The organism is Enterobacter sp. 2VL, assembly GCF_005503595.1.
Classification (GTDB): Bacteria; Pseudomonadota; Gammaproteobacteria; order Enterobacterales; family Enterobacteriaceae; genus Enterobacter; species Enterobacter cancerogenus.
Genome location: NZ_SCNE01000004.1, coordinates 106,480 through 127,367, shown reverse-complemented (window position 1 = coordinate 127,367; position 20,888 = coordinate 106,480). Strand labels below are relative to the sequence as shown.

Here is a 20,888-nt window from a genome sequence, read left to right as displayed (position 1 = left end):
ATGTCTCAGGCTGCATTGAACACGCGCAACCGCGACGAAGAAGAAGAATATACGTCTTCGCGCCGGAGTAATGGAACGCGTCTTGCAGGGATCCTCTTCCTGCTGGGGGTGCTGTGCACCGTGTTTATCAGCGGCTGGATGGTGCTGGGGTGGATGGAAGATGCGCAGCGGTTACCGCTCTCGAAGCTGGTGGTGACCGGTGAGCGCCACTACACGCGTAACGATGATATTCGCCAGTCGATCCTGGCGCTGGGCTCGCCCGGCACCTTTATGACTCAGGATGTGAATATCATTCAGAGTCAGATTGAACGTCTGCCGTGGATAAAACAGGCGAGCGTCAGAAAGCAATGGCCTGATGAATTGAAGATTCATCTGGTTGAATATGTGCCCATTGCGCGTTGGAATGATCAGCACATGGTAGACGTGGATGGAAATTCCTTCAGCGTGCCGAGCGATCGTGTCAGCAAGCAAAATTTACCGATGTTGTATGGCCCGGAAGGTAGCGAAAACGAAGTGTTGCAGGGTTTTCGTGATATGGGCCAGGTGCTGGCTAAGGACCGCTTTACGTTAAAAGAGGCAGCGATGACGGCGCGCCGCTCATGGCAGTTGACGTTAACGAACGGCATTAAGCTTAACCTTGGTCGCGGCGACACAATGAAACGTCTGGCGCGTTTTGTCGAACTTTACCCGGTTTTACAACAGCAGGCGCAGACGGACGGCAAACGGATAAGCTACGTTGATTTGCGCTATGACTCAGGCGCAGCAGTCGGTTGGGAGCCGGCTCCGGTCGAGGAACCTAATCAGCAACAGAATCAGGCACAGGTACAGGCAAAACAACAATGATCAAGGCGACGGACAGAAAACTGGTAGTTGGACTGGAGATTGGCACCGCAAAGGTTGCCGCTTTAGTAGGGGAAGTTCTGCCCGACGGTATGGTCAATATCATTGGCGTGGGCAGTTGCCCGTCCAGGGGTATGGACAAAGGTGGGGTAAACGACCTTGAGTCGGTGGTGAAATGCGTTCAGCGCGCCATCGACCAGGCTGAACTGATGGCCGATTGCCAGATTTCTTCTGTCTATCTGGCCCTGTCTGGCAAGCACATCAGTTGCCAGAACGAAATTGGTATGGTGCCGATTTCAGAAGAAGAAGTGACGCAGGAAGACGTTGAAAACGTTGTGCATACGGCGAAGTCCGTGCGCGTACGCGATGAGCATCGCGTGCTGCATGTGATCCCACAGGAATATGCGATCGACTATCAGGAAGGGATCAAGAATCCGGTCGGTCTTTCCGGCGTGCGTATGCAGGCAAAAGTGCACCTGATCACATGTCACAACGATATGGCGAAGAACATTGTAAAAGCCGTTGAACGTTGTGGTCTGAAAGTTGACCAACTTATTTTCGCCGGTCTGGCCGCAAGCTATTCTGTGCTGACCGAAGATGAACGTGAACTGGGCGTCTGTGTGGTCGATATTGGTGGTGGTACAATGGACATGGCCGTCTATACCGGCGGTGCGTTGCGCCACACCAAAGTGATTCCGTACGCAGGGAACGTTGTGACCAGCGATATTGCTTACGCTTTTGGTACGCCACCGAGTGATGCAGAAGCGATCAAAGTGCGCCACGGTTGTGCACTGGGCTCTATCGTAGGTAAAGATGAGAGCGTTGAAGTACCGAGCGTAGGCGGTCGTCCGCCGCGCAGCCTTCAGCGCCAGACGTTGGCAGAGGTGATTGAGCCGCGCTATACCGAGCTGCTCAATCTGGTTAACGAAGAGATTTTGCAGTTGCAGGAGCAGCTTCGCCAGCAGGGTGTGAAACACCATCTCGCGGCGGGGATTGTATTAACCGGCGGGGCAGCGCAAATTGAAGGTCTTGCGGCCTGCGCTCAGCGCGTGTTCCATACGCAGGTGCGTATTGGTGCGCCGCTGAATATCACCGGGTTAACGGATTATGCTCAGGAGCCGTACTATTCAACGGCCGTGGGCCTGCTGCACTACGGGAAAGAATCCCATCTGAGTGGTGAAGCAGAAGTGGAAAAACGCGTATCAGTGGGGTCGTGGGTCAAACGACTGAACAACTGGTTGCGAAAAGAGTTTTAATTTTTTTAAGAGACCGGAGAGAATTAGCGGTCTCGGGCGACAGGCACAACGGAGAGAGAAATTATGTTTGAACCTATGGAACTGACCAACGACGCGGTGATTAAAGTCATCGGCGTCGGTGGCGGCGGCGGTAACGCCGTAGAGCATATGGTGCGCGAGCGCATTGAAGGTGTTGAATTTTTCGCAGTTAACACCGATGCACAGGCACTGCGTAAGACGGCCGTAGGCCAGACGATTCAGATCGGTGGTGGCATCACCAAAGGTCTGGGTGCAGGGGCTAACCCTGAAGTCGGTCGTAACGCTGCTGAAGAAGATCGTGAAGCCCTGCGTGCCGCGCTGGACGGTGCAGACATGGTCTTCATCGCAGCGGGCATGGGCGGCGGTACCGGCACCGGTGCAGCGCCTGTTGTGGCAGAAGTGGCTAAAGATTTAGGTATTCTGACCGTTGCCGTCGTGACCAAGCCTTTCAACTTTGAAGGCAAGAAGCGTATGGCTTTCGCGGAGCAGGGTATTACCGAGCTGTCCAAGCACGTGGATTCTCTGATTACTATCCCGAACGACAAGCTGTTGAAAGTTCTGGGTCGCGGTATCTCCCTGCTTGACGCTTTTGGCGCAGCAAACGACGTGCTGAAAGGCGCAGTCCAGGGTATCGCTGAACTGATTACCCGTCCTGGCCTGATGAACGTTGACTTTGCAGACGTTCGCACCGTGATGTCCGAAATGGGCTACGCGATGATGGGCTCTGGCGTGGCAAGCGGTGAAGACCGTGCGGAAGAAGCGGCTGAAATGGCGATCTCTTCTCCACTGCTGGAAGATATCGATCTGTCCGGCGCGCGCGGCGTACTGGTCAACATTACCGCTGGCTTTGACCTGCGTCTGGATGAGTTCGAAACCGTGGGTAACACCATCCGTGCGTTCGCGTCCGACAACGCAACCGTGGTTATCGGTACATCCCTTGACCCGGAAATGAACGACGAGCTGCGCGTAACAGTTGTTGCCACCGGTATCGGTATGGACAAGCGTCCTGAGATCACCCTGGTGACCAATAAACAGACTCAGCAGCCGGTAATGGATCGTTACCAGCAGCACGGTATGGCTCCGCTGACGCAAGAGCAAAAACCTGCCGCGAAAGTGGTTAACGATAACACGCCACAAACCGCGAAAGAGCCAGATTATCTGGACATCCCGGCGTTCCTGCGTAAGCAAGCTGACTAAGAATTGGCTGGAATTTGGGGATTTTCGCTCTTTGTGCTAAACTGGCCCACCGTTAGTGATATACACTTTCGGTTGGATAGTTAATTTGGCGAGATTATACGATGATCAAACAAAGGACACTTAAACGTATCGTTCAGGCGACGGGTGTCGGTTTGCATACCGGCAAGAAAGTCACACTGACGTTACGCCCTGCGCCGGCCAATACCGGGGTCATCTATCGTCGCACCGACTTGAATCCACCGGTAGATTTTCCGGCCGATGCCAAATCTGTGCGTGATACTATGCTCTGTACTTGCCTGGTGAATGAGCATGACGTGCGGATTTCTACCGTAGAGCACCTGAACGCCGCCCTGGCGGGTCTGGGTATCGACAACATTATGGTTGAAGTCGATGCGCCAGAAATCCCGATTATGGATGGTAGTGCTGCTCCGTTCGTTTATCTGTTGCTGGATGCCGGCATCGAAGAACTGAACTGCGCGAAGAAATTTGTTCGCATCAAAGAGACTGTTCGTGTCCAGGATGGCGACAAGTGGGCTGAATTCAAACCGTACAATGGTTTCTCGTTGGACTTTACCATCGACTTTAACCATCCGGCGATTGATGCCAGCACCCAACGCTATGCGATGAACTTCTCTGCTGATGCGTTTATGCGCCAGATCAGTCGTGCTCGTACGTTTGGTTTCATGCGTGATATCGAATATCTGCAGTCCCGTGGTTTGTGCCTGGGCGGCAGCTTCGATTGTGCCATCGTTGTTGACGATTATCGCGTACTGAACGAAGACGGCCTGCGTTTTGAAGATGAATTCGTTCGTCACAAAATGCTGGATGCTATCGGCGACCTCTTCATGTGTGGTCACAATATCATTGGTGCATTTACCGCGTTTAAATCCGGTCATGCGCTGAACAACAAATTGTTGCAGGCCGTCCTGGCGAAACAGGAAGCCTGGGAATATGTGACCTTCGAAGACGAAGCAGAACTGCCGCTGGCGTTCAAAGCACCCAATACGGTCCTGGCGTAACGCTCAATCCGTTGCGTGAAAAATCGACTGGTTAACCTGGTACTCTCTCCGGCCAGGAAAACCAGTCGTTTTTATTTTTACCTTTCTCAGATCTGTTCCCGTTTTCCTGTCGCCTTTGTCTGGCGCTGAAAATCCGTGCGTTAGCTGCATTCTTGACCGTTTTTCCTCGCTGCAACTCGTCATTCCTGCTGATGTGCATTGGCTTTAGTGGTAATATCTGGGCGCTAAAAGAATAATTGATCCCGGCCTGTATCAGGCTGGCTTATGTGGTGGAGCAGGTGAGCGGAATACTGACGCGCTGGCGACAATTTGGCAGACGTTATTTCTGGCCGCATCTCTTATTAGGGATGGTCGCGGCAAGCCTTGGCTTGCCTGCGCTCAGCAACAGCGCTCAGGCGGACACGCCAACCAAAGCTTCCACCAGTAAACACGATCTCAGCACGCGGGTTAACATTACTAACCTCGCGTGGCTTGAAGCCAATCGCCGTCCTAATTACTCGGTTGATTACTGGCACCAGCACGCCATCCGCACGGTTATTCGTCATCTGTCATTCGCAATGGCACCGCAGACGATGCCGGTGGCGGAACAGGCGCTGCCTGCTCAGGTACAGCACCTTGCCCTGCTGGACACACTTAATGCCCTGCTGACGCAGGATAGCCAGCCGCCGGTCGCTGTACGCCAGAAGACGCACGTTGCGTTCGTTTCTCCCGCCACATTCTCTGTTTCCTCATGGATCAGCCAGGCTCACGGTATTCGCGCCGGGCCTCAGCGCCTCAGCTAAATTAACCCTTTTTCAATACCTTAATTTATCTGCCCGCACTGGGGCGTTTGAGAATTTATTATGCTAATCAAATTATTAACCAAAGTTTTTGGTAGTCGTAACGATCGTACCCTGCGCCGTATGCGCAAAGCTGTCTCCGTTATCAACGGCATGGAACCGGCGATGGAGAAGCTCTCTGATGATGAGCTGAAAGCCAAGACCGCGGAATTCCGCGCCCGTCTGGAGAAAGGTGAAACTTTAGAAAGCCTGATCCCGGAAGCTTTCGCCGTTGTGCGTGAAGCCAGTAAGCGCGTATTCGGCATGCGCCACTTCGACGTTCAGCTGCTGGGCGGTATGGTGCTCAACGAACGCTGCATCGCGGAAATGCGTACCGGTGAAGGTAAAACCCTGACCGCAACGCTGCCGGCTTACCTGAACGCGCTGACCGGTAAAGGCGTTCACGTGGTTACCGTCAACGACTATTTGGCACAGCGTGACGCCGAAAACAACCGCCCGCTGTTCGAGTTCCTGGGCCTGACCGTGGGCATCAACATGTCCGGTCTGCCTGCTCCGGCCAAGCGTGAAGCCTATAACGCGGACATCACCTACGGTACCAACAACGAATACGGTTTCGACTATCTGCGTGACAACATGGCGTTCAGCCCGGAAGAGCGCGTTCAGCGTAAACTGCACTATGCGCTGGTGGATGAGGTGGACTCCATCCTGATCGATGAGGCGCGTACCCCGCTGATCATCTCCGGCCCGGCCGAAGACAGCTCCGAGATGTACCGCAAAGTCGATAAAATCATTCCGCACCTCCTGCGTCAGGAAAAAGAAGACTCCGACACCTTCCAGGGTGAAGGTCACTTCTCCGTGGATGAAAAAGCACGTCAGGTCAACCTGACCGAGCGCGGTCTGGTTCAGATTGAAGAATTGCTGGTTGAACAGGGCATTATGGAAGAGGGTGAGTCGCTGTACTCTCCGACCAACATCATGCTGATGCACCATGTGACGGCGGCGCTGCGCGCCCACGCGCTGTTCACCCGCGACGTTGATTACATCGTGAAAGACGGTGAAGTGATCATCGTTGACGAACACACCGGCCGTACCATGCAGGGCCGTCGCTGGTCTGATGGTCTGCACCAGGCCGTTGAAGCCAAAGAAGGCGTTGAGATCCAGAACGAAAACCAGACGCTGGCCTCCATCACCTTCCAGAACTACTTCCGTCTGTATGAGAAGCTGGCCGGGATGACCGGTACTGCGGATACCGAAGCGTTTGAATTCAGCTCCATCTACAAGCTGGATACCGTGGTGGTACCGACCAACCGTCCAATGATCCGTAAGGACATGCCGGATCTGGTCTATATGACCGAAGCAGAAAAAATCCAGGCGATCATCGAAGATATTCGCGATCGTACCGCAGCAGGCCAGCCGGTGCTGGTGGGGACCATCTCCATCGAGAAATCCGAAGTGGTTTCAAACGAGCTGACCAAAGCGGGCATCAAACACAACGTTCTGAACGCCAAGTTCCACGCAAAAGAAGCGGATATCGTTGCGCAGGCGGGCTATCCGGGAGCCGTTACCATCGCCACCAACATGGCGGGTCGCGGTACCGACATCATGCTCGGCGGTAGCTGGCAGGCAGAAGTCGCTGAACTGGAAAACCCAACGCCAGAGCAGATCGCGCAGATCAAAGCCGACTGGCAGGTGCGTCACGATGCCGTTCTGGCTTCAGGCGGCTTGCATATCATCGGTACCGAACGTCACGAATCTCGTCGTATCGATAACCAGCTGCGTGGCCGTGCGGGTCGTCAGGGTGATGCCGGTTCTTCCCGTTTCTACCTGTCTATGGAAGATGCGCTGATGCGTATTTTCGCCTCTGACCGCGTGTCCGGCATGATGCGTAAACTGGGTATGAAACCAGGCGAAGCGATCGAGCACCCATGGGTAACCAAAGCGATTGCGAACGCCCAGCGTAAAGTGGAAAGCCGTAACTTCGATATTCGTAAGCAGCTGCTGGAATATGATGACGTGGCCAACGACCAGCGCCGTGCGATCTACACCCAGCGTAACGAACTGCTGGACGTGTCCGACGTAAGCGAAACCATTAACAGCATCCGTGAAGATGTCTTCAAGGCAACCATCGACGGCCATATTCCACCGCAATCTCTGGAAGAGATGTGGGATATCGAAGGCCTGCAGGAACGTCTGAAAAACGACTTCGACCTCGATCTGCCAATCAAAGAGTGGCTGGACAAAGAGCCTGAGCTGCATGAAGAGACGCTGCGTGAGCGTATCTTTGAAAACGCGCTGGAAGTGTATAAGCGCAAAGAAGAGGTGGTTGGCGCAGAGATGATGCGTCACTTCGAGAAAGGCGTGATGCTGCAAACGCTCGACTCCCTGTGGAAAGAGCACCTGGCGGCGATGGACTACCTGCGTCAGGGTATTCACCTGCGCGGCTATGCGCAGAAAGATCCGAAGCAGGAGTACAAGCGCGAATCCTTCTCCATGTTTGCCTCCATGCTGGAGTCGCTGAAGTATGAAGTGATCAGCACCCTGAGCAAAGTTCAGGTACGTATGCCTGAAGAAGTGGAAGCGATGGAAGAGCAGCGTCGCGAAGAGGCCGAGCGTCTGGCCCAGATGCAGCAGCTGAGCCACCAGACTGACGAGAGCGAAGCGGCGGAAGCGATTGCCGCGCAGACAGGCGATCGTAAAGTGGGCCGTAACGACCCATGCCCATGTGGTTCAGGCAAAAAATACAAGGCGTGCCACGGCCGCCTGAGCTAAAACGTTTACACACTGAAAAGGCGCAGATTACTGCGCCTTTTTTATGGAAGCGACATGATGAAAACACTGCAAATCGCCGTCGGGATTATCCGTAACCCGCAACATCAGATCTTCATTACCCAGCGTGCCGCCGACGCCCATATGGCGAATAAGTGGGAGTTTCCTGGCGGGAAAATAGAGTCAGGAGAAACGCCGGAACAGGCGCTGGTGCGTGAGCTTCAGGAAGAGGTGGGTATCACCCCGCTGGGCGCTACGCTGTTTGATAAGCTGGAGTATCAGTTTCCGGATCGCCACGTTACGCTGTGGTTCTGGCTGGTGGAAAACTGGGAAGGCGAGCCCTGGGGCAAAGAGGGGCAACCGGGTAACTGGGTTGCGCTTCAGGCGAGTGATGCGGAAAAATTCCCACCCGCCAATGCGCCCGTGATCACCCGGTTAGTAGAGGGCGGTTAACTTACCGCTGCTCTTCACTCCAGTCGTCGCTGTCAGAAAGATCGCCTTCGCTCGGGATGCGTTTCTCTTCCGCGGCCCATTCGCCAAGGTCTATCAGCTGGCAGCGCTTGCAGCAGAACGGGCGAAACGGGCTGATTTCGCCCCAGACAACGGTTTTCCCACAGGTGGGGCAGCTTACGGTAGTAATGTCAGTCACGGGCACTCCTTAACAACAGGCCAGTTCAAAATCAAGGCGCTCCGGTACGGTGCCATTTTCGCTGTCGAGCGGCATAAAGCGGATCGCAAAACGGCTTTTATGGCCGGAAATTTGCGGATAGAGCTGCTCGCCAAGAGAGAGATTGAGGCGCAGCAGATCCGCGTCGTCGCCGTTATCCTGATAGAACCCGTTGAGGCTGGTCTGCTTGCGGAAAGGGGCCGAGTTGCGGATAAGATCGAGCACCAGCGTCAGGGCCTGATTCATGGGATCCAGGCTTGCCAGCCAGCTGTGCACCTGCGCGTCACGTTGCGCTTGCGGCATGTGCAGCCACATGTGAAGCGTCGGCAGGTCAAAGCTGCAGCAGCCGCCCGGAATACTCAGACGCTGGCGGACCAGGGCGATGAGGCGATCTTCACGTAAAAATTGCCCGACGCGCGGTGCGCCCATCAGGATCGTGCTGCTGTTTTTCAACTGCTGACGAAGCGAATCGATGCGGCTCTGGTCAACGCCAGGCACCTCTGCCCACGCCTGTAATTTACGCTGCTGGCGCTCCAGCTCTTTCAGCAATTCCGTGCGAACATCACCGCGTTCAATCACATCCAGCAAGTCGCCAATATTGCGGAAGAAGTGCAGTGCCGCGGCATGGTCGCTAATAGAGGGGTGATGTGAAAGCTGTTGGAGCAAAAACTCAATACGCAGCCAGGTGCGCATTTTTTCATTAAGTGGATGCTCAAAAAGGATATGGGTCGACATCATGGTTTTTCCTGTGCAACGGCCTGCGCGGCGAACGACAGATACTGTTCATGCAGGCGGGCAACATCCGATGCAATGGCATCTGGTGCGCCGTTATTATCAATAACATCATCCGCTACGGCAAGGCGCGCATCGCGCGTGGCCTGAGCGGCAAGAATTTGTTCAGCATGCTCGCGCGAAACATTGTCGCGGGCCATGGTGCGCTGGATCTGCGTCTCGGGAGACACGTCGATCACCAGAACTCTGTCGGCTTTTTTCTGCAGCTGGTTTTCGACCAACAGCGGGACAACCCACAGAACATAGGGCGAGCGTGCTTCAGCGATCTGACGCTGGGTTTCCTGGTGGATAATGGGGTGGAGCAGGGCATTAAGCCAGACTTTTTCTGAAGAATCAGAAAAAATGTATTCGCGAAGCTGCCGGCGGTTAAGCGTGCCATCCGCATTGAGGATGCGGCTGCCGAAATGCGTTTCGATGGCTTTTAGCGCTGGTGTATTCGGCTCTACCACCTGACGGGCAATGATATCGGCATCGATTATCGTGATGCCCAGACGAGAAAACGCGTTCGCAACGGTACTTTTACCACTACCGATGCCGCCGGTTAATGCGACGATGTACCCCATTAAATCAAATCCTGGGAATTATTCATTTTTAAAATCAGTTGCTTGAAATTCAAACATGCTGCACGCGATGTTTCGCTCCCTTTACCCGCCTTTTCTCAGGTAAATTAATAGGATTGTAGCGTAAAAAAAGAGATTTTCGCAGTCTTGCGGAGCAGGTATTAGTGCGTATGATAACGTCACTGGAGTTGTGCTTTTAACATTTTTGCCTCTAACCCCAGGAATCCGCACATGCGTATCGAAGAAGATCTGAAGTTAGGTTTCAAAGACGTTCTTATCCGCCCTAAACGCTCTACGCTGAAAAGTCGCTCAGACGTTGAACTCGATCGTCAATTCACCTTTAAACACTCCGGTCAGACCTGGTCTGGCGTGCCTATTATCGCGGCCAATATGGACACGGTGGGTACCTTTGCCATGGCAACAGCGCTGGCCAAATTTGACGTGCTGACCGCCGTGCATAAGCACTATAGCCCGGAAGAGTGGAACGAATTTGTCGCTGCTGCCTCTGATGAAGTGATTAAGCATGTGATGGTCTCTACCGGCACGTCCGATGCTGATTTCGAGAAAACCAAACAGATCCTGAACGCCAACCCGGCGCTGAATTTTGTTTGTATTGATGTTGCGAATGGTTATTCAGAACACTTCGTTCAGTTCGTCAGCAAAGCGCGTGAAGCCTGGCCGACAAAAACCATCATCGCGGGCAACGTGGTGACCGGCGAAATGTGTGAAGAGCTGATCCTCTCCGGCGCGGATATCGTGAAAGTGGGCATTGGCCCGGGTTCTGTCTGCACCACGCGTGTGAAAACCGGCGTCGGTTATCCGCAGCTGTCTGCGGTGATTGAGTGTGCGGATGCGGCACACGGCCTTGGCGGGCAGATCATCAGCGACGGCGGCTGCACCATGCCGGGCGATGTGGCTAAAGCTTTCGGCGGCGGCGCTGATTTCGTGATGCTTGGCGGTATGCTGGCAGGCCATGAAGAGAGCGGCGGTACCGTGGTGGAAGAAAACGGTGAGAAATTTATGCTGTTCTATGGCATGAGCTCTGAATCCGCGATGACGCGTCATGTCGGCGGCGTGGCAAAATACCGCGCGGCAGAAGGCAAAACCGTTAAGCTGCCACTGCGCGGCCCGGTAGAAAACACGGCGCGTGATATCCTCGGCGGCCTGCGTTCTGCCTGCACCTACGTGGGGGCCTCCCGCCTGAAAGAGCTGACTAAACGCACGACGTTTATTCGCGTTCAGGAACAGGAAAACCGCGTATTCAACAGCCTGTAATGGCTTTCGCTGGCGCATCCTTGCGCCAGCGCTATCCCGCGCTCATCGCATCGCCCAGATGAAAAATCGGCAGGTACATCGCCACCACCAGCGTCCCGATAATCACCCCCGTCACGATCAGCAGTAAAGGCTCAAGAAGCGCCGCCAGGTTGTCCGCCTGCTGGAGCGTCTGCTCCGTATGATGACGTGCCAGGTTTGCCAGCATCGCGTCGAGCGCGCCCGAGATTTCGCCGGTGCGAACCAGCTGAATGCACAGGGGCGTAAACACACCTGACTTCTGAAATGCAGACCAGACCGGCGACCCCTGCGCGACATCTTCACGGATCCCCGTCAGTAGCTCTTGCCAGAACAGGCTTTCAACGGTCTCCGCCGCGCTTTCCATGCCGTGTAAAAAGGCGATGCCTGCCTGCTGGGTCAGCGTCAGAACGGTAAAGATCTGTCCCAGTTTTTGCCCCCGTGCCAGCGCACCCAGGACCGGCAAACGCAGCAACAGACGCTGGCTGAATTGTTGCCATAGAGGATGCCGCCTGAGGCCATACGCGCCGATAAAAGGGGTAATGAACAGAACGATCAGTACGACCGCATGATGCTGAATGAACGCCGACAAGCGCATTACACTCTGCGTCAGCCAGGGGAGCGGCGTATTGAATGTGCTGTAGATGGCGGCGAACTCCGGCAGGACCAGCGTAACCATCGCCAGTACCACCGCTGCGGCCAGCGTCAGGATGATGATGGGGTAGCGCAGCGCCTTCATCACCTTTGCGCGCAGAAGTTGCTGAGACTTCTGCTGCTGTGCAAGCTGGCGGCAGCAGGTCTCCAGCTTACCCGTGAGCTCGCCCGTTTTGACCATCGCGACATACAGCGGAGGAAACACCTCGGGCCACTGTTTTAGGGCCTCAGAGAAGGCACACCCTTCGCTGAGGTCATCGGCAATGGCCTGCAGTAACGCCTGCCATTGCGGCAAAGGGTGCTGCTGTGCCAGCATCGCCAGGCTGCGCGACAGGGTCAGACCCGCCTGTAGCAGCGTGGCGAGCTGCTGGAAAATAGCGTAGCAGTGATCGATCTGCCAGCGCTGGCGTAACCTGCGGCGCTTGAGCGCCAGCGGATGCAGGTTTTTATGCATTAATGTGGCAAACGCCGCCTCGCGGTTTTGCGCCCACAGCGTTCCTTGCTGCAGTTCACCGTCGTGTGACAGCGCCCGCCATTGCCACAGCTGATTAGCAGTCATCAGGCATTCCCAGCACGCGCAGAAGCTCTTCGACGGTCGTGAGCCCTTGCTCCACGGCCAGGCAGCCGTGTTCAAACAGCGACAGCATACCCGCCTGACGGGCGCTCTCATTTATAATGTCACTCGTTGCGCCGCTGGCGATTGCCTGACGCAACGCATTGTCTATCGCCAGCACTTCAAAAATAGCCACGCGGCCATAAAAACCGTGATAGCAGCGATCGCAGCCTGAGGGCAGCCAGCGCGGCAGTGGCCGGGGCCACACCGAGCGGGGTAATTCCGTTTTGCTGCTCGCCTCTTTCCGGCAGTGTGGGCACAGGCGGCGAACCAGCCGTTGAGCTACAACCAGCGAGAGGGCGGAGGAGATCGTCCAGCGCGCAACCCCGATTTGTTGCAGACGGACAAGCGTTTCTGCCGTTGAGTTGGTGTGGAGCGTGGACAGAACCAGGTGTCCGGTTTGGGCGGCATTGATGGCAATTTCCGCCGTTTCGCCATCGCGGATCTCCCCCACCATGATGATGTCCGGATCCTGGCGCAGCAGCGCCCGCAGCACGCTCTGAAAGGTTAAGCCCGCACGCGGGTTGATTTGCGTCTGGTTTAACCCGGCGAGCGGAATTTCAATGGGGTCCTCCACGCTGCAAATATTCACCTCAGGCGCGTTACGTGCCTGCAGCGCGCTGTAGAGCGTGACGGTTTTGCCACTGCCGGTAGGTCCGGTGACCAAAATCAGCCCCTGTGGTTTGTGCAGGGCATCGGTGAAGCGCGCGAGCTGATCCGCACTCATCCCAAGTTGACCCACGTCCAGCGCCTGCTGGACCTGATGCAGCAGGCGCAGGACGATTTTTTCTCCGCCGCTGCACGGAAGGGTGGCGATACGAAAAGAGACGGGCTTCTCTGCCAGCTCGACCGTAAATTGTCCGTCCTGTGGCAGACGGCGCTCGGCAATATCCAAATCTCCCAGGACCTTTAGCCGGGCGATGAGCGTGTTCGCCAGCGCGGGCGCAAGCGGCGGCTGTGGGCAAAGCACGCCGTCGATACGTAAACGGATCTGGCAGGCGTGTTCTGACGGTTCGATATGAATATCCGAGGCGCGCTGGCTTAGCGCCTCGCGCAGCGTATTATTCAGGGCATCCACCGCAGTACGGGCGGCGGGAACCGCTGGCAGTGGAGAAGGCGAGGCGAACTGCCGCTGCTTTTCCATGCGCTCGGCGGTCCAGCATTCAATATCGATGCGCTTTTGCGTCGCGAAGCGTAACGCCTCCATCAGTTCCATCCCGGGATTGCCAACCACCGCAATGCCAATCATATCGTCGTCGCTGGTCAACAGCAGGGCATGGTGGCGCTGACAGAGCGCCGTGAGTTGTTCGGTATTCATCCTCGGCTCCTGTCAATGATCATCGAAGCGGAAGACGTCTTCGCAGGCCTGCTTCAGGGCGCTGTCGTCAGCGATATTGCAGTCGCGCTTCCAGCCCGTCATGCCGTTGCCCTCGTTCCACTGCGGCGTCATCACCACTTCAAGCCCGTTCAGACTCTCCTGGCCGGTTAACGTCACAATGCCTGACGCGACGCTCATGGCAGAGACATAGCGCGTCGTGGTGGCGGAAGGAATGCCGTTGCTGCCCGCGTCGCAGCGCTCCACACCCCCGTGATCCAGCGCGCACAGCTCAATGGCGGTGCGGTAGGGAACGAAGGTTTGCAGCATATCGGTGAGCGCGGCTTTTCGCAGGTAGTTCTGGTAGGCGGGTACACCAATGGCGCTCAGGATGGCAATAATGCCAATGACCACCATCAGCTCAATGAGCGTAAATCCGTGTTGTCTGTTCATATCTGCTCCTCAGATTAGGTGGCGCTACTTTGTCAGCAGGCGAGAAGACAGACGAGGGGCAAAAAAAGGAACGGGAAGAGGCTTTCAGGGATTTAATGCGTTGTTGCACACCAGGGCATTATCTTTGCGAGCGGGGTTCTATTTTCCCCTCTCCGGGTCGAGAGGGGAGGACGTATTATTTGAAGCGCATCGAGAGATCGAGGGCACGTACGTGTTTGGTCAGCGCACCCACGGAGATGTAATCCACGCCGGTTTCGGCGAACTCGCGGATGGTATCGAAGGTCACGTTGCCAGACACCTCAAGCCGCGCCTGTCCTTTAGTGAGTTTTACCGCCTCGCGCATTTGCTCCGTCTCGAAGTTATCGAGCATGATGATATCTGCGCCCGCCTTAATGGCCTGCTCCAGCTCTTCAAGGGTTTCGACTTCCACCTCGACCGGCACGTCCGGGTGCAGCCAGAAGGCTTTCTCCACGGCCTGGCGTACCGAGCCAGAGGCAATAATGTGGTTCTCTTTGATCAGGAAGGCGTCGGATAAGCCCAGACGGTGGTTCGTGCCGCCGCCGCAGAGCACGGCGTATTTCAGGGCGGTGCGCAGGCCCGGCAGGGTTTTGCGCGTGTCCAGCAGCTGCGTGCGCGTGCCGGCCAGCAGGTCAACGTAGCGGCGAACTTCACTGGCGACGCCGGAAAGCGTCTGGACAAAGTTAAGCGCGGTGCGCTCACCGGTCAGCAGCAGGCGGGAGGGGCCATCAAGTTCGAACAGCGGTTGATTGGGGATAAGGGTATCGCCGTCGTTAACATGCCAGGTAACTTTCACTTCGTCGCCCGCAAGCTGGGTGAAGACCTCTTCAACCCAGCGTTTACCGCAGAATACGCCCTCTTCACGGGTGATGATCACCGCGTGCGAGCGTGTCTCTTTCGGCAATAATTGTGCGGTAATATCGTTATCGGCATTCACGTCGCCGCCCAGGTCCTCTTTTAAAGCCTGGGCAACGCTTGCCGGAATATCGCTGTTAATACGTTCCAGAAGCGCGTCACGTCGATGGTCGGGGTTATAGCGGCGAGGCGGCATGATAAAACTCCAAATTGGTAACGAATCATAATATTGAAACATGCTACTCTGAACCGAGAAACTGCACCACACATAAGGAGTTCCAGCATGCTGTTAGAAAACGGATGGCTGGTGGATGCGCGGCATGTGCCTTCGCCGCACCACGACAGCCGCCCGGAGGACGAAACGCCCACACTGCTGGTGGTTCATAATATCAGCCTTCCGCCGGGTGAGTTTGGCGGCCCGTGGATCGACGCGTTATTCACGGGAACGATTGATCCTGATGCGCACCCATACTTTGCTGAAATTGCCCATCTGCGCGTATCGGCTCACTGTCTGATTCGTCGCGATGGCGAAGTGGTTCAGTATGTTCCTTTTGATAAGCGCGCCTGGCATGCGGGCGTGTCGATGTACCAGGGGCGCGAGCGCTGCAACGATTTCTCGATTGGTATTGAGCTGGAAGGGACGGATACGACGCCTTACACGGACGCACAGTACCAACAGCTGGTCGCTGTCACTGAGGCGCTTATCGGGCTGTATCCTGCCCTTGCCGAGAATATCGCGGGGCACAGCGACATCGCTCCCGTGAGAAAAACCGACCCCGGCCCGGCATTCGACTGGTCCCGGTTTCGCGCCATGCTTACCGCGTCGTCAGATAAGGAGATAACATGACGTTGTTTACCATGCTGCTGGTTATGATCGCCGAACGCCTGTTTAAACTTGGCGAGCACTGGCACCTGGATCATCGACTGGAAGTGCTTTTCCGCCGTATCAAACACTTTTCCATGCTGCGCACGCTGCTGATGATGGCCTGCGTGATGGGCATTACCTTCCTGCTGCTGCGCGCCCTTTACGGCCTGTTTTTCAACGTACCCTTGCTGGTGGTGTGGATCCTGCTGGGCGTGCTGTGTATCGGCGCGGGCAAAGTGCGTTTGCACTATCACGCCTATCTTAAGGCCGCATCCCGCGATGACGTTCATGCGCGTAGCGCCATGGCAAGCGAGCTGACGATGATCCACGGCGTGCCGCCGGATTGTAACGAGCGCGAGTTCCTGCGCGAGCTGCAAAACGCGCTGCTGTGGATTAACTTCCGCTACTATCTGGCGCCGCTGTTCTGGTTTGTGGTGGGTGGCCCGTGGGGGCCGGTACTGTTGATGGGGTATGCGTTCCTGCGCGCCTGGCAAACCTGGCTTGCCCGCTACCTGACGCCGCACGAGCGCCTGCTGTCGGGGATTGATGCCATTCTCCATGTGCTCGACTGGATCCCGGTGCGCTTAGTGGGCGTGGTGTATGCGTTGATCGGCCACGGCGAAAAGGCGCTGCCGGCGTGGTTTGCCTCACTTGCCGACCGTCATACTTCGCAGTACCACGTGTTAACGCGTCTGGCGCAATTCTCGCTGGCGCGTGAACCGCATACCGATAAAGTCGAAACGCCGAAAGCCGCCGTTTCTATGGCGAAGAAAACCTCGTTCGTGGTGGTGGTGATTGTAGCGCTGCTGACCATTTACGGCACGCTGGTTTAAGCCAGCGCGCCGTACCGATCAGAGCGTGTCCGCAGGCGGGATGCCAAAATCAGGCATCCCGTTTTCGTCCCAGCGGACCTGTTTCAGGCGGGTATGGCGATTCGGATCGTACAGCGGATCGCCCTCAATCTCGGTGTAGTTTCGCGCGTGGTACACCAGCACGTCTTCCCCCTCCGGCGTTTGCGTAAAGCTGTTGTGGCCCGGGCCATACTGACGATTTTCATAGCTGGTCCGGAATACCGGGCGCGAGGCTTTATGCCAGTTCGCCGGGTTTTGCGGATCGGCATCAACATCAATCCACAACAGCCCCATGCAGTAGTTTTCATCGGTAGCGCTGGCGGAGTAGCTGATAAACAGCCTGTCGCCGTGCATCAGTACCGCCGGACCTTCGTTAACCCAGAATCCACGGCACTCCCAGTCGTATTCCGGTTTGCTGAGCATCACCGGCTCGCCTTTCAGCGTCCACGGGTTTTCCATTTCACAGAGATAGAGATTGGAGTTTCCGGAGATATCCGGGGCTTTTTGCGCCCACAGATACCAGCGTTTGCCCTGATGAACAAAGGTGGTGGCATCCAGCGCGAAGGTGTCAAAAGGCGTGTTGATTTGCCCTTTTTCCACCCATGAGCCGGTTAGCGGATCGCGGTCGGCGCATTCAATCGCGAACATGCGGTGCTGGAACATCCCGAGATTATCCAGCGCCTGGGTGTGCGTGGCAGCAAAATAGATGTACCACTTCCCGTCAATGTGATGCAGCTCCGGTGCCCAGATCAGCTGGCTCATCGGTCCGGTATCGGGTTTACGCCACACGACAACCTCGTCGGCGCTGCGTAACCCTTCCAGCGTGTCAGCGCGGCGGATCGCCAGCCTGTCGTACTCTGGCACTGAGGCAATAAAATAGTATTGCCCCTCATGATGCAAAATATAGGGATCGGCTCGTTGTTCGATAAACGGGTTGGGCCAGGTTTGCATTCGGCTTTCCTTATTTCGTCATTTCGTCTCAGCGGCTTTGAGTTCCTGATAATCGTTCAGCTCGCGGTAGTTATTGCGACGCTTCTCCAGGTCTTCCTGGATCTGCTTCATGGTTTCACGATCGACCTTCAGCAGGCGAACCACGCCTGCGGTAATGAGATACCCCACGCCTGGGATCACGGTAAACAGCAGCACAATCCCGTTGAGGGCATCCGCGCTTTGCGCTTTCGCGCCGGCGTCGTAACCGTACCAGGAGAGCAGGAAACCGACCATCGCCCCGGCAATCGCCAGCCCCAGCTTGAGGAAGAAGATATTGCCGGAGAAGCTGATCCCGGTGATGCGTTTACCGGTTTTCCATTCGCCGTAGTCATCGACGTCGGCCATCAGCGACCAGTGCAGCGGCGACGGGATCTGATGCAGGATGTTCAGCAGGAAGTAGAGCACCACGATGGCGACGGTCGCTTTCGGATCGAAGAAGTAGAACGCGCAGGAGAAAATCGCCAGCACGATATTGGTCCAGAAGAACACTTTCAGCTTACACCAGCGGTCGGTCAGTACTTTCGCCAGCATACTGCCGATCATCATGCCCACTACGCCCAGGCTGATAAAGATCGTGGCGAAGTGGGTGCTTTGACCCATCACCCAGGTAACGTAATACATTGTCGCCGCCATGCGGATAAAACCGGGGCAGACGTTGCACAGGGTCAGCAGCAGGATGCGCACCCACTGATCGTTTTTCCACACGTCCTTAAGGTCGTTTTTAAGCTCGTCATGGGTCTGGACCGCCGGACGCACGCGCTCCCGTACGGTAGAGAAGCTGAACAGGAACATACAGGTTCCGATGAGCGCCAGCACGGTCATCGCCATCTGGTAGCCTTTGGCTTTGTTATCCCCGCCAAACCAGTCGGCCATCGGGAGCAGCGTCAGCGACAGCAGCAGAGTCGCGATACCGACCATCACAAAACGGTAGGACTGACAGGCCACGCGCTCTTTTGGGTCGTTGGTGATCACGCCACCCAGCGAGCAGTAGGGAATGTTAATGGCGGTGTAGGTCAGGGACAGCAGGAAATAGGTCACAAACGCATAGATAACTTTGCTGTTGTAACTCCACTCCGGGGTGGTGAACATCAGGATGCTGAATAGCGCATAGGGGAAGGCAATCCACAGCAGCCATGGACGAAAACGGCCATATTTGCTGCGGGTACGGTCAGCAATGGCGCCCATTATTGGGTCTGTTACGGCGTCAATGACGCGCACGGACAGCAGCAGAACGCCGACCAGCGCGGGGGCAAGACCAAAAATATCCGTATAGAAATAGTTAACAAACAGCATGATAGCGCCGAAGATGATGTTACATCCTGCGTCGCCCATCCCATAGCCGATCTTCTCTTTCACTGACAGTTTATTGTTATCCATCGACAGCTCTCCGGGTTGCGGTATGGAGAGAATTAAACGCCGACGAGGCGATATATGCGTTGCAACATAGAGGCGGTGATATGGATAAAATGGCTGTGGATGTGAATCTGTGAGGAAGGTAACAATCCTCTGCGCCCGTTAGAGGCAGGCGCAGAGGAGGCGGATCAGTGCGCTTTTACCGTTTTGGCATTTTTCTGCTTAACCATATAGCCCACGCCGAGGATCGCAATCCAGACCGGGATCAGGTACACGGAAATCGCCATGCCTGGGGTAATCAGCATGATGACCAGTACGGCCGCCATGAACAGCAGGCAAACCCAGTTACCCAGCGGGTAGAGCAGGGCAGGGAAGCGTGTGGTGACGCCCTGCTGCTGCTTGGCGCGGCGGAATTTGATGTGCGCAAGGCTGATCATTGCCCAGTTGATGACCAGGGCAGAAACCACCAGCGCCATCAGCAGGCCAAAGGCCGATTCCGGTGCCAGGTAGTTGATGAGCACGCACAGCGCAGTGACCACGGCTGAAACAATAATGGTGTTCACCGGTACGCCACGCTTGTCGACGTTGAGCAGCGCTTTCGGGGCATTGCCCTGCTGTGCCAGGCCAAACAGCATACGGCTGTTGCAGTAAACGCAGCTGTTATACACGGACAGCGCGGCGGTCAGTACCACGACGTTCAGCGCGTTCGCCACAAAGGTATCGCCCAGCTCGTGGAAGATCAGAACGAACGGGCTGGTGTCCGCCGTGACGCGCGTCCAGGGCAGCAGGGAGAGCAGCACGGCCAGCGAGCCTACGTAGAAGATCAGAATACGGTAGATAACCTGGTTGGTCGCTTTCGGAATGCTCTGCTCCGGGTTATCGGCTTCTGCGGCAGTGATGCCTACCAGTTCCAGGCCGCCGAAGGAGAACATAATGATCGCCATCATCATCACCAGGCCGGTCATGCCGTGCGGCAGGAAGCCGCCCTGCTCCCAGAGATTGCGCACCGTCGCCTGTGGGCCGCCGTTGCCGCTGAACAGCAGCCAGCCGCCGAAGATAATCATCGCCACAACGGCAATGACTTTGATGATTGCAAACCAGAACTCCATCTCACCGAACACTTTCACGTTGGTCAGGTTGATGGCGTTAATGATGACGAAGAACGCGGCGGCGGAAGCCCAGGTGGGGATCTCCGGGTACCAGAACTGAATGTACTTGCCGACGGCGGTCAGTTCGGCCATGGCAACCAGAACGTACAGCACCCAGTAGTTCCAGCCGGAGGCGAAGCCCGCAAAGCTGCCCCAGTATTTATAAGCAAAGTGGCTGAACGAGCCTGCAACCGGCTCTTCAACGACCATTTCACCGAGCTGGCGCATAATCAGAAAGGCAATGAACCCTGCGATGGCGTAACCCAAAATAATGCCCGGTCCGGCTGACTGAATAACCGATGCGCTTCCCAGAAACAGGCCGGTACCAATGGCACCACCCAATGCGATGAGCTGTATATGGCGGTTTTTAAGGCCGCGCTTGAGCTGATCGCCATGCTGTTGAGCTTCCATTTGAAACCTCGTGTGTGGTTGTTATGTTCACGCTGTGCGTGTGTAATTATGAAAGTCCATGTTCTGTATTTATTTCTTTACGGCTAACGATGCCGAAAAAATCGGAGATGACTTCCGTAAGCGCAAGAATAGTGGTAAGCGCCCGCGAATGCACCTGCTTTATGAAGGGACGATGACG

The 20,888-nt window shown here is 55.9% G+C and carries 20 protein-coding genes; 10 read left to right on the top strand and 10 right to left on the bottom strand.

Translation table 11 applies throughout. The annotated features are described in order from the left end of the window. The 7 genes from ftsQ (at position 1) to mutT (ending at position 8,328) form a co-directional block, all read left to right on the top strand. A complete protein-coding gene (gene ftsQ / locus FFS28_RS11380; RefSeq protein WP_006173847.1) occupies positions 1 to 843 on the top strand; it encodes a cell division protein FtsQ in 843 nt (280 codons plus the stop codon). Next, the gene (gene ftsA / locus FFS28_RS11375) at positions 840 to 2,096 is read left to right on the top strand and encodes a cell division protein FtsA (protein WP_006173845.1); all 1,257 of its coding nucleotides are present in this window, start codon (positions 840 to 842) and stop codon (positions 2,094 to 2,096) included. The genes ftsQ and ftsA overlap by 4 nt, the downstream gene beginning before the upstream one ends. Positions 2,097 to 2,159: 63 nt before the next feature. Continuing rightward, the gene (gene ftsZ, locus FFS28_RS11370) at positions 2,160 to 3,311 is read left to right on the top strand and encodes a cell division protein FtsZ (protein ID WP_006173842.1); all 1,152 of its coding nucleotides are present in this window, start codon (positions 2,160 to 2,162) and stop codon (positions 3,309 to 3,311) included. 101 nt (positions 3,312 to 3,412) lie between these two features. After that, positions 3,413 to 4,330, top strand: a complete 918-nt coding sequence (gene lpxC, locus FFS28_RS11365) for a UDP-3-O-acyl-N-acetylglucosamine deacetylase (protein ID WP_006173839.1) — start codon at positions 3,413 to 3,415, stop codon at positions 4,328 to 4,330. Between the two features lie 278 nt (positions 4,331 to 4,608). Beyond that, positions 4,609 to 5,112, top strand: coding sequence for a secA translation cis-regulator SecM (secM, locus tag FFS28_RS11360; RefSeq protein WP_042320467.1), 504 nt, complete (start codon positions 4,609 to 4,611; stop codon positions 5,110 to 5,112). Between the two features lie 60 nt (positions 5,113 to 5,172). Next, positions 5,173 to 7,878, top strand: a complete 2,706-nt coding sequence (gene secA / locus FFS28_RS11355) for a preprotein translocase subunit SecA (protein WP_137849583.1) — start codon at positions 5,173 to 5,175, stop codon at positions 7,876 to 7,878. A 57-nt stretch (positions 7,879 to 7,935) separates the two neighbouring features. Continuing rightward, positions 7,936 to 8,328, top strand: coding sequence for an 8-oxo-dGTP diphosphatase MutT (gene mutT, locus FFS28_RS11350; protein ID WP_042320465.1), 393 nt, complete (start codon positions 7,936 to 7,938; stop codon positions 8,326 to 8,328). Between the two features lies 1 nt (position 8,329). Here mutT and yacG read toward each other — a convergent pair whose 3' ends face one another. Genes yacG through coaE form a run of 3 tightly spaced genes read right to left on the bottom strand, consistent with a single transcriptional unit; the run spans position 8,330 to position 9,897 of the window. Further along, positions 8,330 to 8,524: a DNA gyrase inhibitor YacG gene (gene yacG, locus FFS28_RS11345; RefSeq protein ID WP_006173828.1), complete on the bottom strand. Its 195-nt coding sequence runs from the start codon at positions 8,522 to 8,524 to the stop codon at positions 8,330 to 8,332. Between the two features lie 9 nt (positions 8,525 to 8,533). Further along, complete coding sequence (gene zapD, locus FFS28_RS11340) at positions 8,534 to 9,277, bottom strand: cell division protein ZapD (RefSeq protein WP_042320460.1); 744 nt, start codon at positions 9,275 to 9,277, stop codon at positions 8,534 to 8,536. Further along, positions 9,277 to 9,897: a dephospho-CoA kinase gene (gene coaE, locus FFS28_RS11335; RefSeq protein ID WP_137849582.1), complete on the bottom strand. Its 621-nt coding sequence runs from the start codon at positions 9,895 to 9,897 to the stop codon at positions 9,277 to 9,279. Before coaE ends, zapD begins: the two co-directional genes overlap by 1 nt. A gap of 228 nt (positions 9,898 to 10,125) precedes the next feature. Between coaE and FFS28_RS11330 the strand changes: the two genes are divergently transcribed. Continuing rightward, the gene (locus FFS28_RS11330) at positions 10,126 to 11,169 is read left to right on the top strand and encodes a GMP reductase (protein WP_006173824.1); all 1,044 of its coding nucleotides are present in this window, start codon (positions 10,126 to 10,128) and stop codon (positions 11,167 to 11,169) included. A gap of 31 nt (positions 11,170 to 11,200) precedes the next feature. On the opposite strand, the gene hofC is transcribed toward FFS28_RS11330, so the two are convergent. From hofC to nadC, 4 genes are all read right to left on the bottom strand, one after another. Continuing rightward, positions 11,201 to 12,397: a protein transport protein HofC gene (hofC, locus tag FFS28_RS11325; protein WP_137849581.1), complete on the bottom strand. Its 1,197-nt coding sequence runs from the start codon at positions 12,395 to 12,397 to the stop codon at positions 11,201 to 11,203. Beyond that, the gene (gene gspE, locus FFS28_RS11320; RefSeq protein ID WP_137849580.1) at positions 12,387 to 13,769 is read right to left on the bottom strand and encodes a type II secretion system protein GspE; all 1,383 of its coding nucleotides are present in this window, start codon (positions 13,767 to 13,769) and stop codon (positions 12,387 to 12,389) included. Before gspE ends, hofC begins: the two co-directional genes overlap by 11 nt. Positions 13,770 to 13,781: 12 nt before the next feature. Beyond that, complete coding sequence (gene ppdD / locus FFS28_RS11315; RefSeq protein WP_058609685.1) at positions 13,782 to 14,219, bottom strand: prepilin peptidase-dependent pilin; 438 nt, start codon at positions 14,217 to 14,219, stop codon at positions 13,782 to 13,784. 175 nt (positions 14,220 to 14,394) lie between these two features. Continuing rightward, positions 14,395 to 15,288: a carboxylating nicotinate-nucleotide diphosphorylase gene (gene nadC / locus FFS28_RS11310; protein WP_137849579.1), complete on the bottom strand. Its 894-nt coding sequence runs from the start codon at positions 15,286 to 15,288 to the stop codon at positions 14,395 to 14,397. 87 nt (positions 15,289 to 15,375) lie between these two features. Here nadC and ampD point away from each other — a divergent pair, with 87 nt between their 5' ends. Together ampD and ampE are read left to right on the top strand one after the other, a co-directional pair. Then, positions 15,376 to 15,939 (top strand): 1,6-anhydro-N-acetylmuramyl-L-alanine amidase AmpD, encoded by a 564-nt coding sequence (ampD, locus tag FFS28_RS11305; RefSeq protein WP_006173815.1) that lies wholly within the window; start codon positions 15,376 to 15,378, stop codon positions 15,937 to 15,939. Beyond that, on the top strand, positions 15,936 to 16,790 hold the full coding sequence (ampE, locus tag FFS28_RS11300; RefSeq protein WP_006173813.1) for a beta-lactamase regulator AmpE: 855 nt from the start codon (positions 15,936 to 15,938) through the stop codon (positions 16,788 to 16,790). The genes ampD and ampE overlap by 4 nt, the downstream gene beginning before the upstream one ends. 18 nt (positions 16,791 to 16,808) lie before the next feature. On the opposite strand, the gene FFS28_RS11295 is transcribed toward ampE, so the two are convergent. The 3 genes from FFS28_RS11295 to aroP all read right to left on the bottom strand — a co-directional run bounded on the left by FFS28_RS11295 (position 16,809) and on the right by aroP (position 20,710). Next, complete coding sequence (locus FFS28_RS11295) at positions 16,809 to 17,759, bottom strand: glycoside hydrolase family 43 protein (RefSeq protein ID WP_137849578.1); 951 nt, start codon at positions 17,757 to 17,759, stop codon at positions 16,809 to 16,811. Between the two features lie 18 nt (positions 17,760 to 17,777). Beyond that, a complete protein-coding gene (locus FFS28_RS11290; protein WP_006173810.1) occupies positions 17,778 to 19,175 on the bottom strand; it encodes a glycoside-pentoside-hexuronide (GPH):cation symporter in 1,398 nt (465 codons plus the stop codon). 164 nt (positions 19,176 to 19,339) lie between these two features. Beyond that, positions 19,340 to 20,710, bottom strand: coding sequence for an aromatic amino acid transporter AroP (gene aroP / locus FFS28_RS11285; RefSeq protein ID WP_006173808.1), 1,371 nt, complete (start codon positions 20,708 to 20,710; stop codon positions 19,340 to 19,342). Positions 20,711 to 20,888 lie beyond the last annotated feature (178 nt).

What these genes read in the sequence shown, in the direction of transcription:
- aroP (WP_006173808.1), bottom strand. Translation starts at nt 20,710, where the DNA reads ATGGAAGCTCAACAGCATGGCGATCAGCTCAAGCGCGGCCTTAAAAAC.
- ampE (WP_006173813.1), top strand. Translation starts at nt 15,936, where the DNA reads ATGACGTTGTTTACCATGCTGCTGGTTATGATCGCCGAACGCCTGTTT.
- zapD (WP_042320460.1), bottom strand. Translation starts at nt 9,277, where the DNA reads ATGTCGACCCATATCCTTTTTGAGCATCCACTTAATGAAAAAATGCGC.
- hofC (WP_137849581.1), bottom strand. Translation starts at nt 12,397, where the DNA reads ATGACTGCTAATCAGCTGTGGCAATGGCGGGCGCTGTCACACGACGGT.
- coaE (WP_137849582.1), bottom strand. Translation starts at nt 9,897, where the DNA reads ATGGGGTACATCGTCGCATTAACCGGCGGCATCGGTAGTGGTAAAAGT.
- ftsQ (WP_006173847.1), top strand. Translation starts at nt 1, where the DNA reads ATGTCTCAGGCTGCATTGAACACGCGCAACCGCGACGAAGAAGAAGAA.
- secA (WP_137849583.1), top strand. Translation starts at nt 5,173, where the DNA reads ATGCTAATCAAATTATTAACCAAAGTTTTTGGTAGTCGTAACGATCGT.
- lpxC (WP_006173839.1), top strand. Translation starts at nt 3,413, where the DNA reads ATGATCAAACAAAGGACACTTAAACGTATCGTTCAGGCGACGGGTGTC.
- ftsZ (WP_006173842.1), top strand. Translation starts at nt 2,160, where the DNA reads ATGTTTGAACCTATGGAACTGACCAACGACGCGGTGATTAAAGTCATC.
- FFS28_RS11330 (WP_006173824.1), top strand. Translation starts at nt 10,126, where the DNA reads ATGCGTATCGAAGAAGATCTGAAGTTAGGTTTCAAAGACGTTCTTATC.
- ampD (WP_006173815.1), top strand. Translation starts at nt 15,376, where the DNA reads ATGCTGTTAGAAAACGGATGGCTGGTGGATGCGCGGCATGTGCCTTCG.
- ppdD (WP_058609685.1), bottom strand. Translation starts at nt 14,219, where the DNA reads ATGAACAGACAACACGGATTTACGCTCATTGAGCTGATGGTGGTCATT.
- FFS28_RS11290 (WP_006173810.1), bottom strand. Translation starts at nt 19,175, where the DNA reads ATGGATAACAATAAACTGTCAGTGAAAGAGAAGATCGGCTATGGGATG.
- ftsA (WP_006173845.1), top strand. Translation starts at nt 840, where the DNA reads ATGATCAAGGCGACGGACAGAAAACTGGTAGTTGGACTGGAGATTGGC.
- FFS28_RS11295 (WP_137849578.1), bottom strand. Translation starts at nt 17,759, where the DNA reads ATGCAAACCTGGCCCAACCCGTTTATCGAACAACGAGCCGATCCCTAT.
- gspE (WP_137849580.1), bottom strand. Translation starts at nt 13,769, where the DNA reads ATGAATACCGAACAACTCACGGCGCTCTGTCAGCGCCACCATGCCCTG.
- nadC (WP_137849579.1), bottom strand. Translation starts at nt 15,288, where the DNA reads ATGCCGCCTCGCCGCTATAACCCCGACCATCGACGTGACGCGCTTCTG.
- mutT (WP_042320465.1), top strand. Translation starts at nt 7,936, where the DNA reads ATGAAAACACTGCAAATCGCCGTCGGGATTATCCGTAACCCGCAACAT.